This is a genomic window from Mesobaculum littorinae (assembly GCF_004011175.1).
GTDB lineage: Bacteria > Pseudomonadota > Alphaproteobacteria > Rhodobacterales > Rhodobacteraceae > Tranquillimonas > Tranquillimonas littorinae.
On sequence record NZ_RQXX01000001.1, the window covers coordinates 513,222 to 525,017 of the forward strand.

General features: G+C 66.2%; 12 protein-coding genes. 5 read left to right on the forward strand and 7 right to left on the reverse strand.

Annotated features, from left to right (window positions below; genetic code table 11):
• Positions 1 to 39: 39 nt before the first annotated feature.
• From trmFO to gyrA, 4 genes are all read right to left on the reverse strand, one after another.
• Complete coding sequence (trmFO, locus tag EKE94_RS02390) at positions 40 to 1,404, reverse strand: methylenetetrahydrofolate--tRNA-(uracil(54)-C(5))-methyltransferase (FADH(2)-oxidizing) TrmFO (protein ID WP_127904994.1); 1,365 nt, start codon at positions 1,402 to 1,404, stop codon at positions 40 to 42.
• A gap of 100 nt (positions 1,405 to 1,504) precedes the next feature.
• A complete protein-coding gene (locus tag EKE94_RS02395; RefSeq protein ID WP_127904995.1) occupies positions 1,505 to 1,897 on the reverse strand; it encodes a hypothetical protein in 393 nt (130 codons plus the stop codon).
• A 72-nt stretch (positions 1,898 to 1,969) separates the two neighbouring features.
• Complete coding sequence (locus EKE94_RS02400) at positions 1,970 to 2,806, reverse strand: LysR family transcriptional regulator (RefSeq protein ID WP_127904996.1); 837 nt, start codon at positions 2,804 to 2,806, stop codon at positions 1,970 to 1,972.
• A 187-nt stretch (positions 2,807 to 2,993) separates the two neighbouring features.
• Positions 2,994 to 5,825, reverse strand: a complete 2,832-nt coding sequence (gene gyrA / locus EKE94_RS02405) for a DNA gyrase subunit A (RefSeq protein WP_206615000.1) — start codon at positions 5,823 to 5,825, stop codon at positions 2,994 to 2,996.
• A gap of 198 nt (positions 5,826 to 6,023) precedes the next feature.
• On the opposite strand from gyrA, the gene EKE94_RS02410 reads away from it, so the two are divergent.
• A complete protein-coding gene (locus EKE94_RS02410; RefSeq protein WP_127904998.1) occupies positions 6,024 to 6,287 on the forward strand; it encodes an usg protein in 264 nt (87 codons plus the stop codon).
• A 111-nt stretch (positions 6,288 to 6,398) separates the two neighbouring features.
• Here the strand turns inward: EKE94_RS02410 and speE are convergent, their stop codons facing one another.
• Positions 6,399 to 7,268 carry a polyamine aminopropyltransferase gene (gene speE / locus EKE94_RS02415; RefSeq protein ID WP_127904999.1) on the reverse strand — a complete coding sequence of 290 codons (870 nt, stop codon included), beginning with the start codon at positions 7,266 to 7,268 and terminating at the stop codon, positions 6,399 to 6,401.
• A gap of 139 nt (positions 7,269 to 7,407) precedes the next feature.
• Here speE and EKE94_RS02420 point away from each other — a divergent pair, with 139 nt between their 5' ends.
• A complete protein-coding gene (locus tag EKE94_RS02420) occupies positions 7,408 to 8,133 on the forward strand; it encodes a dienelactone hydrolase family protein (protein ID WP_127905000.1) in 726 nt (241 codons plus the stop codon).
• Positions 8,134 to 8,177: 44 nt separating this feature from the next.
• Here EKE94_RS02420 and speD read toward each other — a convergent pair whose 3' ends face one another.
• Both speD and EKE94_RS02430 read right to left on the reverse strand, forming a co-directional pair.
• Entirely contained in the window at positions 8,178 to 8,687 is a 510-nt protein-coding gene (speD, locus tag EKE94_RS02425) for an adenosylmethionine decarboxylase (RefSeq protein ID WP_127905001.1), read from the reverse strand.
• A gap of 190 nt (positions 8,688 to 8,877) precedes the next feature.
• The gene (locus tag EKE94_RS02430) at positions 8,878 to 9,105 is read right to left on the reverse strand and encodes a DUF1127 domain-containing protein (RefSeq protein WP_127905002.1); all 228 of its coding nucleotides are present in this window, start codon (positions 9,103 to 9,105) and stop codon (positions 8,878 to 8,880) included.
• Between the two features lie 92 nt (positions 9,106 to 9,197).
• Here EKE94_RS02430 and EKE94_RS02435 point away from each other — a divergent pair, with 92 nt between their 5' ends.
• The 3 genes from EKE94_RS02435 (at position 9,198) to rpsI (ending at position 11,748) form a co-directional block, all read left to right on the forward strand.
• Entirely contained in the window at positions 9,198 to 10,595 is a 1,398-nt protein-coding gene (locus tag EKE94_RS02435; RefSeq protein WP_127905003.1) for an aminotransferase-like domain-containing protein, read from the forward strand.
• 185 nt (positions 10,596 to 10,780) lie between these two features.
• Positions 10,781 to 11,242, forward strand: a complete 462-nt coding sequence (rplM, locus tag EKE94_RS02440) for a 50S ribosomal protein L13 (RefSeq protein WP_127905004.1) — start codon at positions 10,781 to 10,783, stop codon at positions 11,240 to 11,242.
• 2 nt (positions 11,243 to 11,244) lie between these two features.
• Entirely contained in the window at positions 11,245 to 11,748 is a 504-nt protein-coding gene (gene rpsI, locus EKE94_RS02445) for a 30S ribosomal protein S9 (RefSeq protein ID WP_127905005.1), read from the forward strand.
• Positions 11,749 to 11,796: the final 48 nt, after the last annotated feature.

Consider the following 11,796-nt stretch of genomic DNA (forward strand, 5'->3'; position numbering starts at 1 on the left):
AGAGCCGCAGGTCCTTGAAACTCTTGGTCTTCCTTGGGGTCAGGCAGGTGCGGGATCGGCCGGGGCAGGCTGCGGTGTAAGCCACGCCTGCCAATCGGCCTTGGCCCTGTCGGTATATGCCTTGTAGCGATCCTTGCGACCCCGGCGGCCGCCCTTGGCGTCGACGGGGGGGAAGAGACCGAAGTTCACGTTCATCGGCTGGAACGTCTTGGCATCGGCGCCGCCGGTGATGTGGGTCAGCAGGGCGCCCATCGCCGTCGTCTCGGGCACCGGGGGCAGCTCGGCCCCGGCGATCTCGGCCGCGGCCAGACGGCCCGCCAGAAGCCCCATCGCGGCGGATTCGACATAGCCCTCGACACCGGTGATCTGCCCGGCAAAGCGCAGGTTCGGCCGCGCCCGCAGCCGCATCTGCGCATCGAGCAGGCGGGGCGAGTTCAGGAAGGTGTTGCGGTGAATGCCGCCCAACCGGGCAAACCGCGCCTCGTGCAGGCCGGGGATCATCCGCAGCACCTCGGCCTGGGCGCCATAACGCATCTTGGTCTGGAACCCGACGATGTTGTAAAGCGTGCCCAGCTTGTTGTCGCGGCGCAGCTGCACCACGGCATAGGCCTTGTCCTCGGGCCGGTGCGCGTTGGTCAGGCCCACGGGCTTCATCGGGCCGTGGCGCAGGGTTTCGCGTCCGCGGGCGGCCATCACCTCGATCGGCAGGCAGCCGTCGAAATAGCCCGCCGTCTCGCCTTCGTGGAACTGGGTGGTGTCCGACGCGATCAGCGCGTCGATGAAGGCCTCGTACTGGTCGCGCGTCATCGGGCAGTTGATGTAGGCGCGGCGCTCGTCTTCGGTGTCACCCTTGTCATAGCGCGACTGCTCCCACGCCACCGACATGTCGATGCTGTCGGCGTGCACGATGGGGGCGATCGCGTCGAAGAAGGCAAGCGCCTCGGCCCCCGTCGCCGCGGCGATGGCCTGCCCCAGCGCGGGCGAGGTCAGCGGCCCGGTGGCAAAGATCCAGTGCCCGTCCTCGGGCAGGTGATCGATTTCGCCCGCCTCGACACGGATGCGCGGGTGCGCGTGCAGGCGTTCCGTCACGGCACGGGCAAAGGGATCGCGATCGACCGCCAGTGCGCCGCCCGCCGGCAGGCGATGCGCGTCGGCCATCGCCATGACCAGGCCGCCCGCGGCGCGCATTTCCCAATGCAGCAGCCCGACGGCATTCTGTTCGTCGTCGTCCGAGCGGAACGAGTTCGAACAGACCATCTCGGCCAGATCCCCGGTCTTGTGCGCAAAGGTACTGGTTTCGGGGCGCATTTCGTGCAGGACCACGTCCAGTCCGGCCTCGGCGGCCTGCCACGCGGCTTCGGAGCCGGCCATGCCGCCGCCGACGATATGTAGAACATCACTCATGCCGCCCATGTAACTCCGCGCGCCGGGCTTGGGAAGGACCCGCGACGTCATGCCTGCGCCTACTGACCGGCGCATCCGGCATGGCAGGAAAGCGAAAGGGTCAGAGGAACCCCCGGCGGCGCGGATTGCCGCGCGGATCCGTCCAGGACATCAGGAACAGGGTGCAGAGCGCGAGTATGGCAAGGCCGAGGCCGCGCGCGGTGTCGCCACCGAAATCGGGGGCCACCACCGTTGCGCCGGCATATATCGCGGCGCTGATGCCGGCTGCCACACGCGGCCTGCGGTTCAGCAGCAAAAGCAGGCCCGACAGCACCAGGATGCCGTGCAGCACCAGTGTCGCGGTGGACAGATCGGCATGCAGCGGGGCGCCGTACGTCGTCATCGCGTCGGCGGTGATCTCGGGCAGAACGACCGCGTCGGCCGCCTCGCTCATGATCAGGAAGGACGCACCTATCCTGACCGCGCCCCGCAGGCGCGACGATAGATAAAGCATTGCTCGGCCTCAGTTTTTTTATAGGCTGTTGGCCAAGTGTCCCATGCCGGCCCCGAGTCGCGCAAGCCCCGATCAGCGGCTGCGCGCGGTCTCGAAGGCAGATGTGATCCAGCCCGTCACGGCGGCGAGCGCCGGGTCGCCTCGGCGGCTTTCATGGTAGCACAGCCAAAAGGGCACCTCGGTCGGGGGCTCGTTGGTATCAACGGGCACAAGCTCGGGCCGGCTGTCGCCCAGAAGCGCGGGCAAGGGTCCGGCGAGGGCCGAGGTGATGATCGCCTGCGCCACGAAGTCCAGACCGTCGAGCCGCAGGATCGGCGGCCGGCCAAAGTGGCGTTCGGCCGATTGCATCAGGGCAGTATCGTCCATCCCCGCTTCCAGTCCCACCCAGTCCTCGGACGGCGGGGCGCCGCGCAACGCGTAAAACCCAATCCGAAGCGCGCCGATCCCCCGGGTCAGAAGTCGCCCCTTGTCCGGCAGCCGTGGCGTGATCAGAAGATCGTTTTCCCCCAGCGCGTTCGATGTGCGGTGATGCGAGATGGTCAGCCGCACCCCGGGCAGCACCTCTTGAAGCTGGGACAGGCTGGGCAGGAGGATCAGCGAGGTCATGATCGGCGGACAGCCCAGCCGCAGCGGAACGGGGACGTCGTGGCGCGCCGCGCGGGTGGTGTTCATCGCGGTCGTCAGCTGACTTTCGAAGGACAGCGCCGCCTCTATCAGTGGCGCCATGTCCGGGTTCGAGGTCCAGCCCTCTGGGGTCTTGAGAAAGGGAGACGCGCCCAAAACTTCCGTCAGCTTGTCGATCCGGCGCGACACCGTTCCGACATTTGCCCCGAGCAACCGCGCCGCCCCGGACATCGTGCCCGTCTTGTGAACGGCAACGAGATAGCGCAGATCGTCCCACCGCTCCATCCGCGGCTCCCTTCAGATCACGGCCCCCTGGAGCTAAGTGTACCTGCGATCTGCAACCTCGCAATTGCAATTTCTTCGGGCGGGGCGCCTTTGTGGTTCAACTCTGATTGACCTGAACGGCGACGCGCCCCGCAGGGGATCCCCGGGGGCGCGTCGGATAGTGTCATTCGGGGCGGGGCCGGGCGCGTCAGTCGGCGTCAGTCTCCGCGCCGGATCCGGTGGCGTCGGGACCCGCGTTGTCGGGGCCCGCGTCGTCGGGGCCGGGCTGCGAGCCCTCGTCCTCGGGGCCGTCTTCGTCACCCTGGTCCGCGATCCACGCGACCGACACGACCTCTTCGCCTGCGCCGGTGTTGAACACACGCACGCCGCCCGCTCCGCGCGAGCGGAACGAGATGCCGTCGACCGGCACCCGGATCGACTGCCCGCGCGACGTGGCAAGCATGATCTGGTCGCCGGTTTCGACCGGGAAGCTGGCGACCAGGCGGCCGCCGCGCATCGCCGCATCCATCGCCCGCACGCCCTGGCCGCCGCGTCCGCGCACGGGGTAGTCGTGGCTCGACGACAGCTTGCCCGCGCCGCCGGTCGTGACGGTCAGGATCAGGTCCTCGGCCGCCGACATCTCGACATACCGGCGCTGGTCGAAGTCCTGCGCCGCCTCGGCGCCGCTGTCGTCGTCCTCATCGGGGTCGCTGTCGTCGGACAGCCCGGCCACGGCGCGGCGCTGCTTGAGGTAGGCGGCGCGTTCCTCGCTGGTCGCGTCGAAGTGGCGGATCACGGCCATCGACACGACGGTGTCGTCGCCGTTCAGCCGGATGCCGCGCACGCCGGTGGAGTCGCGCCCGCGGAAGATGCGCACGTCGGTCACCGGAAAGCGGATCGCCCGGCCATTGGCCGTCACCAGCATGACGTCGAAGCTGTCGTCGGCGATGCGCGCATTCACCAGGCTGACGCCCTCGGGCAGCTTCATCGCGATCTTGCCGTTGCGCATGACGTTGGTGAAGTCCGACAGCTGGTTGCGCCGCACGTCGCCCGCCGAGGTGGCGAAGACGATCTGCAGTTCGTTCCAGTCGGCCTCGTCGCGGTCGACGGGCATGATCGCGGCGATACCGGTCCCGGTTTCAAGGCCGTCGATCACGTTCGACAGGGCCCGCCCGCGCGAGGCGCGGCTGCCCTGAGGCACACGCCACGTCTTCAGCTTGTAGACCATGCCAGTGTTGGTGAAGAACAGAAGCGGCGTGTGCGTGTTGGCGACGAACAGCGTCGTGACGACGTCGTCTTCCTTGAGCCCGCCGCCCGCCGACAGGCCCTTGCCGCCGCGCTTTTGCGACCGGAACTCGGCCAGTGGCGTGCGCTTGATGTACCCGCCCTGGGTGACGGTGACGACCATGTCCTCCCGCTCGATCAGGTCCTCGTCCATCATGTCGCCGGCCCAGTCGACGATCTCGGTCCTGCGCGGCACGGCGAAAAGGGTACGCACTTCGGTCAGCTCGTTCGAGATGATTTCCATCACCCGTTCGCGCGACCGCAGAATATCTAGGTAATCCTTGATCTTGGCAGCAAGCTCTTCAAGTTCGTCGGTAACTTCCTTGACGCCGATCTGGGTCAGGCGCTGCAGCCGCAATTCAAGTATGGCGCGGGCCTGGATCTCGGACAGGTTATAGGTCCCGTCCTCGTTCACGGTGTGGCTGGGGTCGTCGATCAGCCGGATGTAGTCGGCGATCTCGTAGGCCGGCCAGCGCCGCTCCATCAGGCGGTGCCGCGCTTCGGCCGCATCCGCCGACGAGCGGATCGTCGCGACGACCTCGTCGACATTTGATACCGCGACGGCAAGGCCGCACAGGATATGGCTGCGCTCGCGTGCCTTGCGCAGGTCGTAGGCGGTGCGGCGGGTTACGACCTCTTCACGGAAGGTTATGAAATGCGTCAGGAAATCGCGCAGGGTCAGCTGTTCAGGGCGGCCGCCGTAAAGCGCCAGCATGTTGCAGCCGAAAGTGGTCTGCATCGGCGTGAAGCGGAAGAGCTGGTTCAGCACCACCTCGGCGGTCGCGTCCTTCTTTAGCTCGACCACGACGCGGACACCGACCCGGTCGGATTCGTCCTGCACCGACGAGATGCCCTCAAGCTTCTTCTCGCGCGCGAGATCTGCGATGCGTTCGACGAGGTTGGCCTTGTTGACCTGATAGGGCACCTCGTCGATGACGATGGCCTGCCGGTCGCGGCGAATATCCTCGATATGCGTGCGGGCGCGGATGGTGACGCTGCCGCGCCCCTCGAGATAGGCCTTCCGCGCGCCCGATCGGCCGAGGATCAGGCCGCCCGTCGGGAAATCGGGCGCGGGCACGTACTCCATCAGCTGATGGCTATCCAGATCGGGGTCGGCGATCAGGGCCAGCGTTGCGTCGATGACCTCGCCCAGATTATGCGGCGGGATGTTGGTGGCCATGCCGACGGCGATGCCACCCGCGCCGTTGACCAGCATATTCGGGAACCGTGCGGGCAGGACGGCGGGTTCGCGGTCCTTGCCGTCGTAGTTGTCCTGAAAGTCGACGGTTTCCTTTTCGATGTCGGCAAGCAGGAACTGCGCCGGGCGGTCCATCCGAACCTCGGTGTAACGCATCGCCGCGGCGCTATCGCCGTCCATCGAGCCGAAGTTGCCCTGACCGTCCAGCAGCGGCAGCGACATCGAGAAGTCCTGAGCCATCCGCACCAGTGCGTCATAGATCGCGGAGTCGCCGTGCGGGTGGTACTTGCCCATGGTGTCGCCGACCGGTCGGGCGGATTTGCGGTAGGACTTGTCGTGCGTGTTGCCGGTTTCGTGCATCGCATAGAGAATGCGCCGGTGAACCGGCTTCAGACCGTCGCGCAGGTCGGGAATGGCGCGGCTGATGATGACCGACATCGCGTAGTCGAGAAACGACGCGCGCATCTCGTCCGCGATCGAGATCGACGGACCACGCGGACCTGAACCCTCTGGGCTCATTTCCTGTTCGTTTTCGGGGGGTTCGGGGATGTCGCTCACGAGATCGGACGCTCCGCCTGTTATCTCTATATGTTGTTGGACCGACTATAGCGCAAGCCGGATATTGCGTGCAATGGCCGCCCCCGTGTTAGATGAGCAGCCGACGTAACGGAGTGATAACACCCTGTTTCCGTTGCAAACTATCGTCGATGTGTCAGTCTTTTGAAAACGGGTCAACCAACCGGGGCAGCGCGCGACATGTCGGAAACCGAGATGCTTCTCAAGGGCTATGGCGTCACCCTGGCCGAATTCTTCTACCGTATGCCGGATTACCGCAGCGTGCTGAACAGTTTCGTCTGGCAGGACTACGATCAGGCGCCGGACCATCCGCGGCTGTTCGGGTTCGTGGAGTTCTGGCAGGCGGAAATGGACGGGCCGCTGCATTCCGTCCGGTTCACGCACCGCAAGCTGATTGCGCCGGGGCAGTGGCGTCACGTCACGGGAGAGTTCACCCTGCACTGAGGGGGAAAGCGGACGTGCCTCGCGGCGCCGCATGATTGTCAGGTCGGCGCGCGAGCGCGCCGACGATGCCTCCGGCGGGAGTATTTTGGAAGAGAAGAAGGGGGGGCGTCTTCAGGGGATGAGGCGCGAGATGTAAGGGGGCAGGGCGAAGGCGGCTTGGTGTATTGCGGGCGTGTAGTAGTCCGTGGCGATGCTGCTGGCCTCGAAGCGCGCCTGCAGGGTCGACAGGTCGGCATGTCTTGCCGTGCCGTTCGTGCCCCAGCCGAAGGCCATCGGTCCGCCGGCATAGGTGGGGACCGTGGCGAGATAGCAGCTTGCATCCGAGAACAGCGCCTGGAAGGCGCGCATGGTGCCGGTCAGCTCGTCGCCCTGAAGGAAGGGAACCCCATTCTGCGTGACGATGATCCCGTCCTCGGTCAGCGCGCGGGCGGCGTGGCCGTAAAAACCTTCTGTGAAGAGGACTTCGCCCGGACCAGCGGGATCGGTCGAATCGACTATGATGACATCGAAGCGATCCGTGGTGTCGCGCATGAAGATTGCGCCGTCGGCGATCTGCAGGTCGAGGCGCGGATCGTCGAAGGCGCCGTCGGAAATGCCGAGCAGATAGGCCTTCGAGAAGTCCACGACGCCGGCGTCGATTTCGACCATGGTGACATGAGACACGCTGTCGTGTTTCAGGACTTCCTTGGCCATGCCCCCGTCGCCGCCGCCGATGATCAGCACCCGCCGCGCCGCCCCGTGGGCGAGGATCGGCACATGGGTCAGCATCTCGTGATAGATGAAATTGTCGCGCTCAGTCACCTGGACCACGTCGTCGAGCGTCAGGATCCGCCCGAAGGTCGGGTTCTCGAAGACCCTCAGGCGCTGGTGATCCGTCTGGCTGTCGTAGTGCACAATCGTTTCGCGCAGGGCTTGCGCGTGGTCGGCGTGCAGTTTCTCGATCGTCCAGCCGGGGGTCTTGGGTTGCGGGGTATCGGTCATGTGCGGGCTCCTCGGTAGGGCGACGTTTGGGTGCGCTGCGGGTTTCGCAAACCCCGGGCGAACTGTCCACTCAAGCTGTGGCGCGGTGGACAGCGACCGCGCGCGCCCTCTCTTTCTGCCAGGATACGGAGGGACGCGTATGATCTTGAACGACGAGTGCATCTATGATGGCGAGGATCGCCGGCTGATCGGGCGGCTGGTCCGGGACGACAGCTTTGAGGGGGCTCGCCCCGCGGTGCTGATCGTGCCTGCCTTCTTCGGGGTCGCTCCCTTCGAGATTGGGCAGGCCGAGGATCTGGCCGCCGAAGGTCATGTCGTGCTGGTTGCCGACTATTACGGCGAGGGGCATCGCGCGGCCGATCAGGACGAGGCGATGGGGCTGATGAAGGAGCTGGATGGCGCGCGCGAGGTGCTGCTGGACCGGGTGGCACGTGGCCTGGCAGTTCTGCAGGGGCAGCCGGACGTCGATACGGCCCGTGTCGCGGTCGTGGGGTACTGCTTTGGAGGCAAGGCGGTGCTAGATCTGGCACGCAGCGGCGCGGATTTTGCCGCCGCGGTGTCGATCCATGGCGTCTACGATCCGCCGCCATGGGACACGCAGGAGATATTGCCCGCTGTCCTCGTCCTGCATGGCTGGAGCGATGCGCTAGGCCGGCCAGAGGCGGTCACGGCGCTAGCGGAGGAGCTGACCGAGGCGAAAGCCGACTGGCATCTCGTGGCCTACGGCCATGCCGGGCATGGCTTTTCCATGCCGCCGAAGGAGGCGCGGCCGCCCAATGCCGATGATCGCGCCGCTGCAAGGGCGCGGCGTGCGCTTCTCGGGTTCCTGCAGGAGAGATTGGGGGATGCGGCAGGCCGTCCGTGACGGGCTGCCGGATGGCCGGGGCTGGGCGCCCCGGCTGAAATGCTTCATGCGGCCGAGATCGCGGGCGCGTCGACCAGACCATCGCCGCGCAGCAATTCCTTGACCCGCACGTCGGCGGTATCGAACGCCGCGCTCAGCACGTCGACGGCCCGCCAGGGTTCGGCATCGCCGCACATGAAGACGTCGAAGGCGCCATAGCCGATCTCGGGCCAAGTATGGACCGAGATGTGGGACTCGGCCAGCACGGCCACGCCGGATACGCCCTGCGGCGAGAACTTGTGCGTGTGGATATGCAGCAGCGTCGCGCCACAGGTCGTCACGCAGTCGCGAAAGGCCTGCTGAATGCGCGCCTCATCGTCCAGACCGGTGCCGTTCACCACCTCGATGATTAGGTGGGTGCCGGCAAAGACCCGGCCGTCTCGCCGGATGAAATGGTCGTCGCGCGTTTCGTCGAAAACGTCACGGGTGAGCGCAGCATCAGTGCTGCGGGAATCTTCCGCATGGGCGCCAGTCTCCAGACCGTACCCCAGTTGGAAGAGGTTGGCGCCGTCCATGGCACTGCCCCTTCTAGCCAGTAGTTCGTTCCGTGGGTCCTTAGCGCCCCCCCGATGTGATATCGGGGTTGGGATCGGCCCGCTCGTGAAGGGGCACCTATGGCCTCGGGGTCGCTGGCGCAAGACCGTTTTTCTGCATTTTAGCTAAACAGGCGGACAAGGGTTCCTGTGCACCACGTGGCAGGCGGAGTTACGCCTGCCACATCGGCTTGGCGCATTCCCTGCGCCTGTCGTCCGATGTCAGGCCCAGATCGGTGATCGCACTATCGGGGAGGGTTTCCAGGTGGCGCCGCATGCGGTGACGGGCGTCCCACGCCAGGAACACGCTGATCGGCCATGGCGCCACATCGCGGCTGCGGCCCCGGGGGGCAAAGCCCAGACGGGGCAGGGGGGCGAACAGGGACGACCGGGCGGACATGGGATGACTCCTTAATTGTATCAGTACAATATCTGTGCTATCTGCTTTCCAATGTGATACAATCGCCGTCCCATGGCGGAAAGGTCTATATTGTGTTGAGTACAATTTGGGTGCCGGATCTGACGGAACGGTCGGGGCCAAAATACGCGGCCCTTGCGACGGCGATCCGCGAGGCGGTTTCGCAAGAGGTTCTGGCCCCGGGGGTTCGGCTTCCTCCGGTACGCGATCTTGCCTACCGGCTGGGGATCACGCCCGGCACGGTGGCGCGGGCCTACAGTCTGATGACCGAAGAGGGGGTGCTGCGCGGCGAGACAGGGCGCGGCACCTTCGTGGCATCGCGGCAGGAGATCGTCGATCCGCCCTTCCTGGTCTCCGAGGCCCGGCCACGGGCGATCAACCTGCGCAGTTCTGTGGTGCCCGAGGTTGGGCAGTCGGCGGCGGTGCAGGACGTCCTGAAGGGGATAGGCGGGGACGACCTTGCGCTGTTGGACTATCCGCAGCGGCGCGATGACGGGCCCGCCGCGGACGCGTTCCTTGCGTGGATCTCGAAGATCGAACATGGCCCCGCCACGGCCCAGGACGTGGTGCTGAGCCAGGGCGCGCAGCATGGTGTCCTGATCGCGCTTCAGACGCTCGTGGGTGGCGCACGCCGTGTCGTCTTTACCGAGGAGCTTGCATATCCAGGGTTCCGCCATGCCGCTGCGCTGGCCGGAGCGCTGGTGGTGGGGGTCCCCATGGATCGTGAGGGGCCGGATCCCGCGGCGCTGGCTGCGCTCTGCCGCAAGCATGGACCCGCGGTGCTTTGTACCAGTGCCGAGGCCCATAATCCCACGACCGTCTTCACCACGCCGCGGCGGCGGGCCGAGATCGTCGAGGTCGCGCGACGTTTCGATCTGCACATCATAGACGACGACTGCTTTTCGGTCGGGCAGCCACAGGCCCCGACCTATCGCGCGCTTGCGCCCGAGCGGGGGTGGTATGTCGCGTCGTTCTCCAAATCCTTTTCCCCGGCCTTGCGCTTTGGCGGCGTGGTCGCGCCGACGGGATGGGCGCCGCGGGCGGTCGCCACCGCCCAGCAGCAGATCATGGGCCTGTCTCGTCTGGTCGTGGTGCTGTGTCAGCGCCTGATGGAAAGCGGGCAGGTCGACCTGATGCGCGATCGGGTGCGACAGGCGACCGCCGGGCGGGTGGCGCTGGCACGCGAGATCCTTGGCGCCTCGGCCGCGGGCGAGGGGATCGCCGCCCGCGATGGCGTGCCGTTTCTGTGGATGTCGATGCCGCGGGGCTGGCGCGCCTCGAGCTTCGAGCGTGCCGCCGAGGAGCGCGGCATCCTGCTGCGTCCCGCCGACCTCTTTGCGCTCGTCGACGGGCGTGCGCCCAACGCCGTGCGGCTGGCGCTGAACGCCTCGATGGCGCAGGAGGTCTATGTCGGGGCACTGGAAACCCTGGCCTCGCTGCTTAACCATCCGCCGTCGGAGGTGGAGGTCTGAGGGCCATCGTCGCGCCGAATTGATGGGGTATAATGATACCTTATTTTCAAGCTACTGTTTTCATGCGTTTTTATCGGGCATGTGCGACTTGACCGGCGCGCAGGAATGGGTAGAACTCGCCCATCCTGCGGCGGGCCGGTTCCGGTCACGTCGCCACGCGAATTCTTTCGACAGGACCGGACGCAATGAAGACCTATACAGCGACCCCGGCTGAGATCGAGAAAAGCTGGATCCTGATCGATGCCGAAGGCATCGTTCTGGGCCGCCTCGCCTCGATCATCGCCACCCGCCTGCGCGGCAAGCATAAGCCGAGCTTCACGCCCTCGATGGACATGGGCGACAACGTCATCGTCATCAACGCCGACAAGGTGCAGCTGACGGGGCGCAAGCGCGACAAGCCGAACTACTGGCACACCGGCTACCCGGGCGGCATCAAGTCCCGCACCACGGGCCAGATCCTTGAAGGCGCGCACCCCGAACGCGTGGTGATGCAGGCCGTCAAGCGCATGCTGCCCGGCAACAAGCTGAGCCGCCAGCTGATGACCAACCTGCGCGTCTATGCCGGCGAGCAGCATCCGCACGAGGCGCAGCAGCCCACCGTTCTGGACGTCAAGTCCAGGAACGCCAAGAACACCCGGGAGGCCTGATCATGGCTGATGAAATCAAGTCGCTCGACGACCTCAACGAAGCCGTTTCGGGCAACATCGGCGGCGTGCAGGGCTCTGCCGGCGAGACGCTTGCCCCACGCGAACCCGTGCGCGACGACCTGGGCCGGTCCTACGCCACCGGCAAGCGGAAGGACGCGGTCGCCCGTGTCTGGATCAAGCCCGGCTCGGGCAAGGTCACGGTGAACGGCAAAGAGGTCACGGCCTACTTCGCACGTCCCGTTCTGCAGATGATCCTGAAGCAGCCGTTCCAGATCGCCAATGTCGAAGGCCAGTTCGACGTGGTCGCCACCGTCAAGGGCGGTGGTCTGTCGGGTCAGGCCGGTGCGGTCAAGCACGGCATCTCGAAGGCGCTGCAGCTTTACGATCCCAGCCTGCGCAGCCCGCTGAAGGCCGCCGGCTTCCTGACCCGCGACAGCCGCGTCGTGGAGCGGAAGAAGTACGGCCGCGCCAAGGCCCGCCGCAGCTTCCAGTTCTCGAAGCGCTGATCTGCCTTGCGCCGGGGCTATCCCCGGCCGATGATACCAAGGGTCGCC